The 13,166-nt window shown below is 66.8% G+C and carries 17 protein-coding genes; 9 read left to right on the top strand and 8 right to left on the bottom strand.

Going from position 1 to position 13,166, the window contains the following annotated elements; translation table 11 throughout:
• Nucleotides 1-220: 220 nt before the first annotated feature.
• On the top strand, nt 221-1,210 hold the full coding sequence (pbpG, locus tag AB7E83_RS07790; RefSeq protein WP_428567680.1) for a D-alanyl-D-alanine endopeptidase: 990 nt from the start codon (nt 221-223) through the stop codon (nt 1,208-1,210).
• Nucleotides 1,211-1,255: 45 nt separating this feature from the next.
• Here pbpG and AB7E83_RS07785 read toward each other — a convergent pair whose 3' ends face one another.
• From AB7E83_RS07785 to aat, 3 genes are read right to left on the bottom strand one after another with little or no spacing between them, the layout of a single operon-like run.
• Nucleotides 1,256-2,053 carry an IclR family transcriptional regulator gene (locus tag AB7E83_RS07785; RefSeq protein ID WP_428567416.1) on the bottom strand — a complete coding sequence of 266 codons (798 nt, stop codon included), beginning with the start codon at nt 2,051-2,053 and terminating at the stop codon, nt 1,256-1,258.
• 10 nt (nt 2,054-2,063) lie between these two features.
• Nucleotides 2,064-2,810 (bottom strand): arginyltransferase, encoded by a 747-nt coding sequence (locus AB7E83_RS07780; RefSeq protein ID WP_428567413.1) that lies wholly within the window; start codon nt 2,808-2,810, stop codon nt 2,064-2,066.
• Nucleotides 2,807-3,553, bottom strand: coding sequence for a leucyl/phenylalanyl-tRNA--protein transferase (gene aat / locus AB7E83_RS07775; protein WP_428567411.1), 747 nt, complete (start codon nt 3,551-3,553; stop codon nt 2,807-2,809). The genes AB7E83_RS07780 and aat overlap by 4 nt, the downstream gene beginning before the upstream one ends.
• 46 nt (nt 3,554-3,599) lie before the next feature.
• On the opposite strand from aat, the gene dbpA reads away from it, so the two are divergent.
• Together dbpA and arfB are read left to right on the top strand one after the other, a co-directional pair.
• Nucleotides 3,600-4,991 carry an ATP-dependent RNA helicase DbpA gene (dbpA, locus tag AB7E83_RS07770; protein ID WP_428567408.1) on the top strand — a complete coding sequence of 464 codons (1,392 nt, stop codon included), beginning with the start codon at nt 3,600-3,602 and terminating at the stop codon, nt 4,989-4,991.
• A 7-nt stretch (nt 4,992-4,998) separates the two neighbouring features.
• Nucleotides 4,999-5,400, top strand: a complete 402-nt coding sequence (gene arfB, locus AB7E83_RS07765) for an alternative ribosome rescue aminoacyl-tRNA hydrolase ArfB (RefSeq protein ID WP_428567406.1) — start codon at nt 4,999-5,001, stop codon at nt 5,398-5,400.
• Nucleotides 5,401-5,428: 28 nt separating this feature from the next.
• Here arfB and AB7E83_RS07760 read toward each other — a convergent pair whose 3' ends face one another.
• Nucleotides 5,429-6,199, bottom strand: a complete 771-nt coding sequence (locus AB7E83_RS07760) for a hypothetical protein (RefSeq protein ID WP_428567403.1) — start codon at nt 6,197-6,199, stop codon at nt 5,429-5,431.
• A gap of 113 nt (nt 6,200-6,312) precedes the next feature.
• Here AB7E83_RS07760 and AB7E83_RS07755 point away from each other — a divergent pair, with 113 nt between their 5' ends.
• Nucleotides 6,313-6,579 (top strand): hypothetical protein, encoded by a 267-nt coding sequence (locus AB7E83_RS07755; protein WP_428567400.1) that lies wholly within the window; start codon nt 6,313-6,315, stop codon nt 6,577-6,579.
• A gap of 29 nt (nt 6,580-6,608) precedes the next feature.
• Here AB7E83_RS07755 and AB7E83_RS07750 read toward each other — a convergent pair whose 3' ends face one another.
• Nucleotides 6,609-7,586: a Bug family tripartite tricarboxylate transporter substrate binding protein gene (locus tag AB7E83_RS07750; protein WP_428567397.1), complete on the bottom strand. Its 978-nt coding sequence runs from the start codon at nt 7,584-7,586 to the stop codon at nt 6,609-6,611.
• Between the two features lie 253 nt (nt 7,587-7,839).
• Nucleotides 7,840-8,181, bottom strand: a complete 342-nt coding sequence (locus tag AB7E83_RS07745; RefSeq protein ID WP_428567394.1) for an HPF/RaiA family ribosome-associated protein — start codon at nt 8,179-8,181, stop codon at nt 7,840-7,842.
• A 187-nt stretch (nt 8,182-8,368) separates the two neighbouring features.
• On the opposite strand from AB7E83_RS07745, the gene AB7E83_RS07740 reads away from it, so the two are divergent.
• Nucleotides 8,369-8,887 (top strand): YqhA family protein, encoded by a 519-nt coding sequence (locus tag AB7E83_RS07740; RefSeq protein ID WP_428567391.1) that lies wholly within the window; start codon nt 8,369-8,371, stop codon nt 8,885-8,887.
• Between the two features lie 2 nt (nt 8,888-8,889).
• Here AB7E83_RS07740 and AB7E83_RS07735 read toward each other — a convergent pair whose 3' ends face one another.
• Nucleotides 8,890-9,783 carry a LysR family transcriptional regulator gene (locus AB7E83_RS07735; RefSeq protein WP_428567388.1) on the bottom strand — a complete coding sequence of 298 codons (894 nt, stop codon included), beginning with the start codon at nt 9,781-9,783 and terminating at the stop codon, nt 8,890-8,892.
• Between the two features lie 110 nt (nt 9,784-9,893).
• On the opposite strand from AB7E83_RS07735, the gene AB7E83_RS07730 reads away from it, so the two are divergent.
• Complete coding sequence (locus AB7E83_RS07730; RefSeq protein ID WP_428567385.1) at nt 9,894-10,298, top strand: hypothetical protein; 405 nt, start codon at nt 9,894-9,896, stop codon at nt 10,296-10,298.
• Between the two features lie 113 nt (nt 10,299-10,411).
• Nucleotides 10,412-10,717 carry a HigA family addiction module antitoxin gene (locus AB7E83_RS07725; RefSeq protein WP_428567382.1) on the top strand — a complete coding sequence of 102 codons (306 nt, stop codon included), beginning with the start codon at nt 10,412-10,414 and terminating at the stop codon, nt 10,715-10,717.
• Between the two features lie 321 nt (nt 10,718-11,038).
• Here the strand turns inward: AB7E83_RS07725 and AB7E83_RS07720 are convergent, their stop codons facing one another.
• Complete coding sequence (locus AB7E83_RS07720) at nt 11,039-11,482, bottom strand: hypothetical protein (protein ID WP_428567379.1); 444 nt, start codon at nt 11,480-11,482, stop codon at nt 11,039-11,041.
• A 154-nt stretch (nt 11,483-11,636) separates the two neighbouring features.
• On the opposite strand from AB7E83_RS07720, the gene AB7E83_RS07715 reads away from it, so the two are divergent.
• A complete protein-coding gene (locus AB7E83_RS07715) occupies nt 11,637-12,110 on the top strand; it encodes a hypothetical protein (RefSeq protein ID WP_428567376.1) in 474 nt (157 codons plus the stop codon).
• Between the two features lie 194 nt (nt 12,111-12,304).
• The gene (locus AB7E83_RS07710) at nt 12,305-13,081 is read left to right on the top strand and encodes a hypothetical protein (protein ID WP_428567374.1); all 777 of its coding nucleotides are present in this window, start codon (nt 12,305-12,307) and stop codon (nt 13,079-13,081) included.
• Nucleotides 13,082-13,166: the final 85 nt, after the last annotated feature.

The raw sequence follows: 13,166 nt of genomic DNA, 5'->3' as shown, positions 1-13,166 counted from the left end.
TGCGACGGCCCAAGGGTATTTACTTACAATCGCTCCACTTTCTTAGGATAGTTTCCTAAGTGCTTGAATCTGCGGGGATTTGCTGGCACCATGTCGGCGAGTTCCTACGCAGGCGCGTTCTCATCCGGCAGGCCTGGCCTTCGCGAACGTAGTTTGGAGTGATGCAACCTTGAAGCCGATCCTACATACCGTTGCACTCGCAGCCCTTGTTCTGGCGCTCATGCCGTCCGCGCCCGCCGAAGCAGCGGGTGCGCGTCGCGCCGTCAAGAAACAAGCCCACGGGCACGTCGTCAAGACGCCGCGTGTCGCCAAGAGCTTCCAGGGCGGGCGCGCGCAAGTGGCCAAATCGCGACGCGCCGCCGTCGTGCGGGCCGCGCCGCCGCGTCCTTCCTTCGGCCAGATCCTCGGCCTGCATGGCACCCAGGACGACCTCGACCTGAAGTCGAGCGTGGCGCTCGTGATCGACCAGGACACGAATGAAGTGCTCCTGCGCAAGAACGATTCCGCGGTGCTTCCCATCGCGTCGCTCACCAAGCTGATGACCGGGATCATCGTGAGCGAAGCCAAGTTGCCGCTCGACGAGACCATCACCATCACGCAGGACGACGTCGACACCGAGAAGGGCAGCAGCTCGCGCCTGAAGGTGGGCACCACGTTGTCGCGCGGGGAGCTGATGCATCTGTCGCTGATGTCGAGCGAGAACCGTGCGGCGCATGCGCTGGGCCGCACCTATCCGGGCGGCATGGCGGCGTTCGTGAGCGCCATGAACATCAAGGCGCGCCAGCTCGGCATGAAGGACACGCAGTACGTCGAGCCGACGGGCCTCTCGAGCCGCAACCAGTCGAGCGCCCACGACCTCGCGCTGCTCGTGAGCGCCGCATCGGGCGATCCGATGCTGCGCGAGTTCTCCACGTCGCCCGGCCGCATGGTCGACGTCGGCGACCGTACGCTGAAGTTCAACAACACCAACCGCCTGGTCCACAACCCGGTCTGGGACATCGGCCTGCAGAAAACAGGCTACATCTCGGAGGCCGGTCAGTGCCTCGTCATGCAGGCCAAGGTGGCCGGCCGCAAGCTGATCATGGTGTTCCTCGATTCGGCGGGCAAGTTGAGCCGCATCGGCGACGCCGAGCGCGTGCGCACCTGGCTGGAATCGGCTGCGCCCAAGTTGAAGGCCGGCGGGGACACCGTGGTCCGCCGGGTCAACTGATCCCCGAACCGCAAAAAAACCGGCGACTCGGCCGGTTTTTTTTCGTCAGGCGGCGAGTCGCGCCGTCGGCGGCTTGTGCCCCAGGGCCGACGAAATCTCGTTCGCCGTCGCTTGCAGCTTCTCGAGCCAGCTCTCGTCGAGCCGGTCCGCCGGCGCCGAGATCGACAGACCCGCCACGAGGCGGCTCTGGTCGTCGTAGATCCCCGCCGCCATGCAGCGCACCCCGAGCTCGAGCTCCTCGTTGTCGCGCGCCATGCCGTACTGCCTCGCCTTCGACAGCTCGCGCTCGAGCACCGGCAACTGCGTGATGCTGTTCTTCGTGTGTCCCGCCAGGCCCGTGCGCGTGGCATACGCCCGCACGCGCTGCGGATCGTCCGCCGCGAGGAACAGCTTGCCCGTGGAGGTCAGGTGAAGCGGCGCGCGACCGCCGATGGCCCGCACCACCTGCATGCCCGAACGTTCGCTGTACGCGCGCTCGACGTAGACGATCTCGTCGCCCTGGCGCACGCTCAGGTTCACCGGCTGCTGGATCTGCTTGTGCAGTTCACGCATCGGCGCGAGCGCCGCGTCGCGCACGTTCAGGCGGCCCTTGACGAGGTTGCCCAGCTCCAGCAGGCGCATGCCGAGCCTGTAGCTGCCCGCCTCGGGCCGGTCGACGAAGCGGCCGGTGGCCAGGTCGTTGAGGATGCGATGCGTGGTGGAGGGATGAAGTCCGGTTTTCTCGCTGATTTCCTTGAGCGAGACGGCTTCCTCGCGCGACGCAAGAACGTCGATCAACGCGAACATGCGTTCGATCACCTGGATGGTGGGCGTGCCGGGCGCGTTGGGGTCGGACTTTCTCATGTCCGACATTTTACTTTGTGAAATCGCCCCGGGCCCACTGGCCGTCGATCAGCACCTCGTGCGGGGTGAAGCGGGCCTTGTAGCTCATCTTGCCGCTCTCCTCGATCCAGTAGCCCAGGTACACGTAGGGCAGCCCGAGCTGGCGGGCCTGGTCGAGCTGCCACAGCACGCTGTAGGTACCGTAGCTCGCGGCGGCGTCGGGTTCGTAGAAGGTGTAGACCGCCGAGATCCCGTCGTTCAGGACGTCGAGGATGGAGACCATGCGCAGCGCGCCGGGGCTGCCGTCGGGCTTGGTTTCGCGGAACTCGACCAGCCGCGAATTGACGCGGCTTTGCAGCAGGAACTGCGTGTACTGGTCGATGCTGTCGTGGTCCATCCCGCCGCCCGAATGCCGCCCGGTCTGGTAGCGCAGGTAGAGGTGATAGTGCTCGGGCACGAAGCACAGCTTGAGCACGCGCGCCTGCAGATTGGCGTGGCGTTGCCGGGCGCGGCGATGGCTGCGCGTGGGCTCGAATTCGTTCGCGATCACGCGAAGGGGCACGCAGGCGCGGCAGCCGTCGCAGTACGGCCGATAGGTGAACATGCCGCTGCGGCGGAAGCCGCTCGTCACGAGGTCCGAATACGCGTCGTTGTGGATCAGGTGGCTGGGCGTTGCGACCTGCGAGCGCGCCTGGCGGCCGGGCAGGTAGCTGCAAGGATAGGGCGCCGTCGCGTAGAACTGCAGCGTCTGGAGCGGGAGATCCTTGAGGTGCGTCACACGTGGGTCGGTGGAGGCAGGAGTTCGCGCCAGTATACGGGGTCGAACTCCCAGCGCGCGGCAGGCAAGACCGAAGCCTGTGCGACATGCGCCACGAATTCGCTGCGCGCGATCTCGCGTGCGCCGAGCGAGGCAAGGTGGCGCGTGTTCTGCTGGCAGTCGATCATGGGGATGCCTTGCGCCCGGCAGAACGCGACGAGCCCCGCCAGCGCGATCTTCGAGGCGTCGGGCGCGCGCGTGAACATCGACTCGCCGAAGACCGCGCGGCCGATCGCCACGCAGTACAGGCCGCCCTGAAGCTGGCCGTCGACCCAGGTCTCGACACTGTGGACGTGGCCTGCTTCGTGGAAAGCCCGGTAGGCCTTGAGCATGGCCGGCACGATCCACGTGCCCGACTGGCCCGCGCGCGCGCTCGTCGCGCAGGCGCGCACGACTTCGTCGAAAGCGCTGTCGAAACGCAGTTCGCAGCGCGGGTCCCTCACGAAGTTCGCGAGCGTCTTGCGCAGCGACCGGTGCAGCCTGAATTCTTCGGTGAACAGCACCATGCGCGGGTCGGTGCTCCACCAGAGGATGGGCTGGCCCTCGCTGAACCAGGGAAAGATGCCCGAGGAATACGCGCGGTGCAGGCTTTCGACGTCGAGCGCGCCGCCGGCCGCGAGCAGGCCGGGTGCGGGCTGCCGCGCATCCCAGGCCTGGGAAGCTTCGGGGAACGGATCGCCGGGGTTCAGCCAGGGCAAATGCATCGGGTGCCGTCTTTATATACCGCCCGCGTGTGGAATGATCGGGCTCATGGCTTCCAACGATTCCGGCTTCGCGCGCCTTGCGCTGTCTCCTTCCACCCTCGAGAACCTCCAGCGCCTCGGGTACGTGGAGATGACCCCCATCCAGGCCCAGAGCCTGCCGCCGGCGCTGCTCGGCAAGGACCTCATCGCGCAAGCCAAGACCGGCAGCGGCAAGACGGCCGCCTTCGCGCTGGCGCTGCTGGCCAACCTGAACACGCGCCGCTTCGCCGTGCAGTCCCTCGTGCTGTGTCCCACGCGCGAACTCGTCGACCAGGTGGCCACCGAGATCCGCCGTCTCGCGCGCGCCGACGACAACGTGAAGGTCGTCACCTTGTCCGGCGGCGTGCCGCTGCGCGGGCAGACCACGAGCCTCGAGCACGGCGCGCACGTGGTGGTCGGCACGCCGGGTCGCATCATGGACCACCTCGATCGCGGCAACCTGCAGCTGGATGCGCTGAACACGCTCGTCCTCGACGAGGCGGACCGCATGCTCGACATGGGATTCGTCGACGACATCGCGCGCGTCGCGCGGCAGTGCCCGAGCGAGCGGCAGACGCTGCTGTTCTCCGCGACCTACCCCGAGGGCATCGCGAAGCTCGCCGCGCAATTCATGCGCGACCCCGTGACCGTGAAGGTCGAAGCGCAGCATGGCCACGAACAGATCGAGCAACGCTGGTACGAGGTGCGCGAGGCCGAGCGCCTGCCCGCGGTCGCGCGACTGCTCGACCACTTCCGTCCCGCGAGCACGCTCGCCTTCTGCAACACCAAGGCGCGCTGCCGCGAGCTGGCGGCGCTGCTGCAGGCGCAGGGCTTCAGCGCGCTCGAACTGCACGGTGACCTGGAGCAGCGCGACCGCGACCAGGTGCTCGTGCGCTTCGCCAACCGCAGTTGCTCGGTGCTCGTCGCGACCGACGTCGCCGCGCGCGGGCTCGACGTCGCGAACCTCGCGGCGGTCGTCAACGTCGAGATCGCGCCGGACCCCGAGGTTCACGTCCATCGCATCGGCCGCACGGGCCGCGCGGGCGAGACGGGCCTGGCGCTCAGCCTCGCGAGCCTCGACGAAATGGGCGCGGTCGGCCGGATCGAGCAACTGCAAGGGCGGGAATCGGCGTGGCACAAGCTCGACGAACTCACGCCGGGCGCCGGCGAGCGCCTGCTGCCGCCGATGGCGACGATCCACATCCAGGGCGGGCGCAAGGAGAAGATCCGCCCCGGCGACGTGCTGGGCGCGCTGACCGCCGACCTGGGCTACACGCGCGAGCAGATCGGCAAGATCGACATCAACGAATTCGCGACCTACGTCGCGGTCGAGCGCGGCATCGCGCGCGAGGCGACGTCGCGCCTGAACGAAGGGCGCATCAAGGGGCGCGGCGTGAAGGCGCGCCTGCTCAAGGACTGAGGGTCCGATGAAAGCGTCGATGCTGCGCGAAGAGGAGGTCGAGTTCACCGCCATGCGCGCGCAGGGACCGGGCGGCCAGAACGTCAACAAGGTGTCGAGCGCCGTGCATCTGCGCTTCGACATCGGCAAGTCGTCCCTGCCCGAGGACGTGAAGGAGCGGCTGCTGGCGATGCCGGGGCGGCGCGTGACGAAGGACGGCGTGCTCGTGCTCAAGGCGCAGGCCGCGCGCAGCCAGGAGCAGAACAAGGCGCTTGCGTGGGCGCGGCTGGAGGAGATCGTTTCGGCCGCGGCCGAAGTGCCCACGGTGCGCCGTGCGACGAAGCCGACCTATGCGTCGAAGCAGCGGCGGCTGCAGGGGAAGGCGCAGCGGTCTGAGGTCAAGGCCGGGCGCAAGCGCGTGGAGGATTGACGGCGCAGCCCGGCTGCGCGGGGAGCCTTCATGTGGACGCTTGCGCGTGTTGTTCCCGGAAGGACTGCAGCGCCGCAGCGGGAAACTGCACGACCACCGCTTCGAGTCCCTGCGGTCCTGCCGTGCCGCGCATCACGTCGCCCGGTGCGGCCCAGGCGACGCCCAGCGCGTTGACCTGGCCCTCGGGCATGACGAGGCTGCCCTGGTGGACCACGACGAAACGGCCGCCGCCGAGCTCGGCGCCCGCGGGGAATACGCCGGTTGCGCCAGCGGGCCAGCGAAGCAGCCACGCCGCGAGTCCTTCGGCGTCCGGCTCCAATAGCACTTCGGTCTGCGGATCTGCAAGCGATGCGAGGGTCGCCGAGTCCATCGCGCCCGACGGGGCACCGTGCGCCTGCCGCTTCGCCACGCGCTTGTCGAGGTGATCGCGCTTGTCCGGGAGGTACCAGGCGCCGGTGTCGTCGCCGACGGCGCGCATCGTCATGTAGGCCAGGCCGTCGCCGCCCGAGACCAGCGGGCCGTAGCCCGCGTGCGGCGAGGCGTAGTGGACCGCGAGATGCGGCACCGCATGCACGCCGAAGCGTCCGCCGCCGCTCACGAAGACCTGGAACTGATGCTCCTGATGGAAGTGCGTCGGCAGCGTCCAGTTGGCGGACTGCTCGACGAGGAAAGCCTGCGGGCGCGGCGCGGCACTGTTCTTGTCGGGCACGATCAGGTTCGTGACCTCGCCGACGAACTGGGCCTTGCGGACCACGCGCGAGGGGCCGAGGGAGCGGTCGAGGTTGCCGAACTGGATCATGGGACTGCCCCGGTAGTTTAGCTGGCGCGCAAGGCGTGATGGTTCCACAATGAGGTGGCTGCAAGGAGCAGCCGTGGAAGTCGCTGAAACCCTCATCGAGCCGGGAGGCCGCCGTGGACAAAGAGACTGCAGACGCCATCGGCGCGCTGACCGCGCGCTGCGAGGCCCTCGATGCGCGCGTGGCCGCCATGGCCGCGTTCGCCGCCGCCGTGCTGAAGGACCATCCGCACCGGGACTTGCTCCAGACGCGTTGGGGCGACTACCTCGGGCCCGCGCTCCTCGACCTCGGGCCCGGCCTGGAGCCGCAAGACCTCGACCGGGGCGCGAGTGTGCCCGGCTGGGTCGCTTCGCAGATCAACAAGCCGGCGGGGACGCTCTAGCGTCATCCCCGCAAGCGCTCGCGGCGCGCTTACTCGAGCTTCACTCCCGAGCTCTTGATGATCGGCGCCCACTTCTCGCGCTCTTTGCGCAGCAGTTTCGTGAGGTCGGTGGCCGAACCGCCGATGGGGAAGAGCCCGGCTTCGTGAAACTGCTGCTGGACCGACGGCACCTTCATGGCCGCCATGGCGACGCGTTGCAGTTTTTCGATCACCGGCGCCGGCGTGCCGGCGGGCGCGAGGAGGCCGCCGTACGACTCCATCTCGTAGCCGGTCACGCCGGCTTCGGACACGGTCGGCAGTTCGGGGAAGGTCTTCGAGCGATACGGATTGGTCGCCGCGATCGCTCGCACCTTGCCGCCCTTGATCAACTGGCCGGCCACGGCCGTCGAGATGATGGCCGCATCGACGCGTTCGCCCACAAGGTCCAGCATGGCTGGTGCTTCGCCCTTGTACGGGACGTGCGTCAGGTCGGTCTGGGTCATGTGCTTGAAGAGCTCCATCGCGAGGTGCTGCGGCCCGCCGCTGCCCGAGGAGCCGTACGTCAGCTTGCGCTCCTTCGCGACCTTGATGAACTCCTGGATGTTTCGCGCGGGCAGCCCGTTGCGCACGACGAAGACATGGTCGTAGGTCACCACATGGCTGATCGGCGCGAGGTCCTTGTCGACCTTGTACGAGAGGTTCGGGTCCATGATCGGCCGCAGCGTCAGGTTGCCCGGCCCGCCGAATACGAGCGTGTAGCCGTCCGCTGCCGACTTGGCGACCATGTCGGTGCCGATCACGCCGGCGACGCCGGGCTTGTTCTCGACGATCACGGTCTGGCCGATCTGCTTCGTCATCTCGCCGGCGAGCAGCCGCGCGGACACGTCGGTCGCGCCGCCGGGCGGGTAGGGGACGACGATGCGGACGGGTTTTTCGGGGAAGGGGGTCTGGGCGAGGGCGGTCGCAGGGACCGTTGCCGCGGTGACTGCCGCGAGGCCGAGAAGGGCGAGATGGACGCGTCGTCGCATGGACGGGGTACTCCTGGGATTGCTGATGAGGAGAGTGTGCAGCGCGACGGGAGGTGCGGCTATAGGGGCACGCCCCCTGAAGGAGGAAGTTTGACCGCGGCGGGACGAGTTACCCGCTGCAGCGGAGGCGCCGCAGCAGTTGCAGACTGCGCGCTACGGAAGGAAGCGGAGACGGTTGTTCATGATCGGACCCTCCGGACCCTCCGGACCCTCCGGACCCTCCGGACCCTCCTGATCCGGAGGATCCAGCGGTTCAACGTTCGTGGGTCAAAAGGCGCTGCCGCTGACGCCGGGAGTCACTGCTGCGGCGCCATTGCCGCATAAGGAAGCGCGCGGCGCGCGCCAGGGCGTTGTCCAGCGCCGTTCGCCAGTCGTTCGACATCGACGTGACGACCACCGAGCCGGCGCCGTCTGTGCGCAGCTCCACCTGGCAGCGCTTGTCGACGCCACCACGGGGGCCGTTGACGTCCGACATCTGCACCTCGGCGCGGGGCACCAGCCAGCCCATGCGCCGCAGCACGAAGCGCACACGCTGCTCGGTCAGGCCGCGCAGGTCGGCGGCATGCGGGTGGCGGGACTTGAAGAGCACTTGCATTGCGGTTCTCCATTGGTTGAGGACAAGCGCAATGTCGGCCTTCGAACAGCCCGAAAAAAGCAGGGTTTCGAGAACGTCAACTTCGGAAAAACCAGTGGTCTCGACGCGAGTTCAGCCTCAGAATCGCTCCACGCGGTCGCGCTGCCGCTTGCTGTCGCTGTCTGCTCTGTCTCAAGGTCAACCAATAATGGAAAAGCTGCTTTCGGGGGTCGGGTCACTGCTCTACGGCATGAGATTCACCATGCTGTTCTTCTATGTGGGCCTGGTGTCGATCATCCTGGGCATCCTCGGCAAGTTCCTGCTGGAGACCTACAAGCTGATGAGCACCTTGCTGTTCGGGCAGCTCGAGAAGATCGACCTGATCATCAAGGTGCTCGAACTGGTGGACATGACGATGGTGGCGCAACTGGTCTGGGTCGTGGCGCTGGCCGGTGTCTCGCTTTTCGTGACCACCGGGCACTTCGACAAGACGGACATGAAGAAGCCCGACTGGCTGGACCACGTCAACACGTACAACCTCAAGCTGAAGCTCGCGTTCGCCATCATCTCGATCTCGGGCGTTCATGCATTGAAGACCTACCTGAGTAGCGGCCTGAGCCTGGAGAACATCCAGGTCGTGACAATGGTGGCCGTCATTCACTTCACGTTCGTGCTCTCGGCCATCGGCATCTCGTTCGCAGAGCGGTTGACGCGGGAGAAGACATAGAGTCAGCCGTCGGTGCCGGCCGCCGCGGCGGCCATGACCTTCTGCACCAGCGGATGGTGCTGGCTGCGCCGCGACCGGATGGCGTGGATCTCCTCCTTCACGCCTTCGGCACTGCCCAGCAGGCGCAAACCCCGCATCAGCCCGATGTCGTCGGCGCCCATGCGACTGACCGGGAACACACCCAGCCCGCGCGCGGCAAAGACGGCCAGCAGCGCGCTGTCCTCGAACTCGCCGACGATGCGCGGGCGCAGGCCCTGGGTCTCGAACCAGTGATCCAGTGTTGTTCGCAAAGCCGAGTGACCGGTCGGCAGCAGAACGGGCAAGTCGTTCAGGCACTGCGGAAACCGCTCGCGCTCGGACTTGCCGACCATGCGCGCGGGGCCGTACCACTCCACCGGCGCATGCACCAGCCGCTCACTGGTCATGCGCAGATTGGGGTTGCGGGGTGCGGCCTGTCCCGCCAGCACGAGATCCAGGTGGTGTAGCGCGAGCTCGCCCAGCAACTGCTCGACCTCGCCTTCGTGGCAGACAAGCCGCAGGTTGGCGGTGGAGAGCACCGGTTCCAGCAAGGCATGGGCGGCGAGCTTGGAGATGCCGTCGGAAAAGCCGACCGACAGGCGCGCCACCTTGCCGCTGGCCGCTTCACGTACCTCGTCGGGGATAACCTGGCCCAGCTGGAAGATCTCCTCGGCGCGTGCAAAGGCGGCGTGGCCCGCCTCCGTGAGGGCCACGCCGCGGCCCGAGGGCTTCAGCAACTGGTGGCCGAGCGCCTTCTCCAGTTCGCGCACCTGAGCGCTGATGGTCTGCACCGCCATGTCCAGCCGCTCGGCCGCGCGGGCGAAACCGCCTTCCTTGGTCACGACCCAGAAGTAGTGCAGGTGGCGATAGTTCAGCATGGTTGCTCCGGTGCGGAAAAACCGAATCTTAGGTGCGAACGACCATGGTTTGTTCGAATCATGTCCGTCCCCATACTCTGGCTGTCCCACCGCACTTCCACCAACCCATCATGTTCTACGCCCTCAGCTGGTTCGTCGTCATCTCGCTCCTGGCCCTGTGGTCGCTGACCGCCTGGGCACTGCATGCCTTGGCGGTGTGGACCGTGTCCAACGCCGGGGCGCTCTCCGGCGCCGGCACGCTGTCGCTGCCGGCATGGTTGTCACCGTGGGTGCCGCCGGAACTCGTGCAGGCCGTGACCCAGGCGATGGCAGCGCTCGGTCCATGGGTGGACAGCCTGTTGCAGGCCGCGCCTGCGCTGGCCGGTGGCCTGACCGTGGCGACCTGGGTGGTCTGGGGCATCGGCAGCGTGCTGCTCGTGCTGCTGGGCGTCGGGCTGCACCTGTTGATTGCCCTGTGGCGTCGTCGTGGCGGGGGCAGCGGGCCGAGCGCGCGGACGTCGCTGGCGGCGGGCTGATCGGGCTACCGCTGCGCTGACCTCTTCACCGACGCCCAAGACGTTCCAGAACGATCACCACGGACACCCCGGGTGTCCCCTGAGTACCGTAAAGCAACGGTATACAATCCCGTATGTTCGATCCCCCCCACCCCGGCCTGACGCTGCGCGACGATGTGTTGCCGGCGTTGGGTCTCAGCGTGACCGAAGCCGCGGAGCAACTCGGCGTCACGCGCGTCGCGTTGTCGCGCGTGCTGAACGGCCGCGCGGCAATTTCTCCCGAAATGGCATTGCGTCTGGAAGCGTGGCTCGGCGAAGAGAACGGTGGCGCTGCGCACCTCTGGTTGGCGGAGCAGTGCGTCTATGACGAATGGCAGGCAAGGAAGGCGCTTGAGGCTCGGCCGCTGCAGATCAAGAGAGTGCCTGGTTTGGCGCAGTGAGGCACTTCGGATTCGGATTCGGATTCGGATTTCCGAATGGGCTCCTGCCGACGCGGGTGAAGACCCACATGAGGCAGGGGGCCCCACGACTCGTGGACGTGCATCGCGTCACTGCTCTGCTGATTAGGATGTAGACGCGGTCTTTCATCCACATCGAGCGATTTCATAGCAGGGCAGCCTCCGCCGGCCGGGGAAACGCGCCTCCAAAAGAAAAAGGCCAGCGACGAATCGCTGGCCTTTCCTCGGATTTTGGCTCCCCGTCACGGGCTCACTGCGAACCAAACGCGTGTGTTTCAAGCTGCCGGCATTCGGTCGGCCGCGCTATTCGCCGCGCTCGGTGGCGCCTGAACTCTTGCGGTAGCGGGCCATCGCGTCGCGCTGCAGCCTCTCCATCGTTGCGTGACTGATCGTGATGTTCGGGGAGAGCTTGAGTTGAGGGCGCTGCTCGGATGCTGCCCGAAGTCTCTCGAGCTCTTCGATCCCGGCGTTTGACGCAGCTGCGTCGCGGGCCTCCATCGCCTGCGCAACGGCGTCCCGAACGACTTCATGGAGCTCACCTTTCGTCACGGGCGCCGAGTCGGTCGCCCATTCGTAGGCGGATTCCGCGAGGCGCTCGCCGATGAACAAGAGGGCTGCGATCGCCATGTTCCGCAGCATGCCCTTGGCGCTGGCCAGCACGGGCATCGCGACGGACGCCTTCTGCAGCACTTCTTCGTCTGAAGCACCGGCAGCTTTGGCCACTTTCGCAATCGTCGCCGCGGCCATCAGGGCATTTAGCGTCGTCTCCGGGCCTGAGAGCAGAGTGGCGACGCTCTCGACAACGTCGTACGTTCCGTCCAGGACGTCGCATAGCCCTCCGCATTCGGGGCATGGCCGGTAAGTGTTCCCGGCCAGCTGAACGCCCCTCGCGGTACCTCCGATGAAGCCGCGCGCCTCGACAATGGATCCGCAACTGCGGCATTTCGCGGGTATGCCTGCCATCGATCTTCTCCTCGGATTCGTTGTGTGCCTTGGTTGCGCCGAGGCCTCTACATTCTGGACTCACATCCCGATCAACACCCTGGAACGCCAGATACTGTATTCTTGTACAGTGCTTTTCTGTGACGTGTATCCGCTGCGCCGGGACGGTGTGAAGCTCCCCGCGGAGGCGGTGCAGGCTGGGAAGAGAGCGGGTTGGTTGCGCCTGGCGCGCCCGCGCATGGGGCCGCCGATCCACGAGGCGACGCTCACGGACGACGGGCGCCGAGAGTTGCTTATCAGGCTCACGTGCGTCACGGTGCTGAAGATCGACAAAGGCGGCATCCTGCTCACCGGGTTCCTTGACAACGGCCGCAGCGCGCATCCAGTCCGTCAGTCATGGTGGTGCGTTCCGCAGCCTCACGGTTGGCCGTAGCGTCGGTGCGTAGGGAAAGGGTTGACCCCGGTGCGGCCCCGAGGTGTGATCGGGTGTCGGGCTGTTTTCGCGCAGCCTGTCTCCTCGGTCGAACAAGACCCTTCAGGCCCCGGTGTGAACCGGGGCCTTTTTCTCGTCCGGCCTTCGCTTTGGCCCCTTTTTCTGCAACGCAGCGCTGCGGATGATCCACCGCCATGGCTCGTAAGGACTGGTCCGCCAAGCTCGATCGCGTAACGTTCCGCTGTGGCGGCTGCGAGAGCAATTTCTCCGCACCTCCGGGTCTCATCGAGCCGGATCCCGACTTCGAAGCGCACCCGTGGCGCTACCTGGCCAATTGCCCGTACTGCCGGTCGGAGCTGCAGCCGCAGGCGAGCTGGGAGCGCGCGCTGATGAAGGCGCACCAGGCTGCGACGGGGCCGAAGACCGAAGAGGGCAAGCAGGCCAGTGCCTCGAATCTCGCAGGGCACCCAACGCCCGAGGAGGCGCGACGCACGCGCTTCAATGCGATGAAGCACGGGATCAACGCTCGGGTGGCCACGTTCTTCCCCGCGAAGCCGGACGGCTATGCCTTCTGCGAGTCGTGCGAGGTCGACCGGCACTACTGCTCGGCGCAGCCGTGCTGCGTGAAGCAGACCGAAATCTTCATGCGCCACCACGCCGCGGTGGACCAGCGCAATCCGAAGCACCTGGGCGAGATCCACGCGGACCTGATGGCGGCCATCACGAGCGCGCTGCAGATGTGCCTGCAGGCAGTGCTGGGCGATGGCGCCGTGCTTCGCGTGCCCAAGGTGGAGCTCTCGCGCGAGGGCACGCCCGTGACGCTGACGTACACCGACGCCGAGGGCGGCGTACATCCGGTATACGACATCAGCGCGCACCCGGCCTTCAAGCCGATCACCGACCTGATCACGCGGCTCGGTATCACGATGGACTGCGTATTCCACCCGATGACGGGCACGATTCCACGCTGATGGCGGGCGCTGTTCCAGCCGATGGCGGGCGGCGTTCCATGCGATCGCGGGCAGCGTTCCATGCTGATGGCGGGCACGATTCCAT

It is taken from the genome of Ramlibacter sp. (genome assembly GCF_050250995.1).
Classification (GTDB): Bacteria; Pseudomonadota; Gammaproteobacteria; order Burkholderiales; family Burkholderiaceae_C; genus Ramlibacter.
This window is presented reverse-complemented; position numbering and strand designations above follow the sequence as displayed.

Excerpts from the sequence above, each read along its gene's own strand:
- pbpG (WP_428567680.1), top strand. The coding sequence starts at position 221 with ATGCCGTCCGCGCCCGCCGAAGCAGCGGGTGCGCGTCGCGCCGTCAAG.
- AB7E83_RS07785 (WP_428567416.1), bottom strand. The coding sequence starts at position 2,053 with ATGAGAAAGTCCGACCCCAACGCGCCCGGCACGCCCACCATCCAGGTG.
- aat (WP_428567411.1), bottom strand. The coding sequence starts at position 3,553 with ATGCATTTGCCCTGGCTGAACCCCGGCGATCCGTTCCCCGAAGCTTCC.
- dbpA (WP_428567408.1), top strand. The coding sequence starts at position 3,600 with ATGGCTTCCAACGATTCCGGCTTCGCGCGCCTTGCGCTGTCTCCTTCC.
- arfB (WP_428567406.1), top strand. The coding sequence starts at position 4,999 with ATGAAAGCGTCGATGCTGCGCGAAGAGGAGGTCGAGTTCACCGCCATG.
- AB7E83_RS07760 (WP_428567403.1), bottom strand. The coding sequence starts at position 6,199 with ATGATCCAGTTCGGCAACCTCGACCGCTCCCTCGGCCCCTCGCGCGTG.
- AB7E83_RS07750 (WP_428567397.1), bottom strand. The coding sequence starts at position 7,586 with ATGCGACGACGCGTCCATCTCGCCCTTCTCGGCCTCGCGGCAGTCACC.
- AB7E83_RS07745 (WP_428567394.1), bottom strand. The coding sequence starts at position 8,181 with ATGCAAGTGCTCTTCAAGTCCCGCCACCCGCATGCCGCCGACCTGCGC.
- AB7E83_RS07740 (WP_428567391.1), top strand. The coding sequence starts at position 8,369 with ATGGAAAAGCTGCTTTCGGGGGTCGGGTCACTGCTCTACGGCATGAGA.
- AB7E83_RS07735 (WP_428567388.1), bottom strand. The coding sequence starts at position 9,783 with ATGCTGAACTATCGCCACCTGCACTACTTCTGGGTCGTGACCAAGGAA.
- AB7E83_RS07730 (WP_428567385.1), top strand. The coding sequence starts at position 9,894 with ATGTTCTACGCCCTCAGCTGGTTCGTCGTCATCTCGCTCCTGGCCCTG.
- AB7E83_RS07725 (WP_428567382.1), top strand. The coding sequence starts at position 10,412 with ATGTTCGATCCCCCCCACCCCGGCCTGACGCTGCGCGACGATGTGTTG.
- AB7E83_RS07720 (WP_428567379.1), bottom strand. The coding sequence starts at position 11,482 with ATGGCCGCGGCGACGATTGCGAAAGTGGCCAAAGCTGCCGGTGCTTCA.
- AB7E83_RS07715 (WP_428567376.1), top strand. The coding sequence starts at position 11,637 with ATGAAGCCGCGCGCCTCGACAATGGATCCGCAACTGCGGCATTTCGCG.
- AB7E83_RS07710 (WP_428567374.1), top strand. The coding sequence starts at position 12,305 with ATGGCTCGTAAGGACTGGTCCGCCAAGCTCGATCGCGTAACGTTCCGC.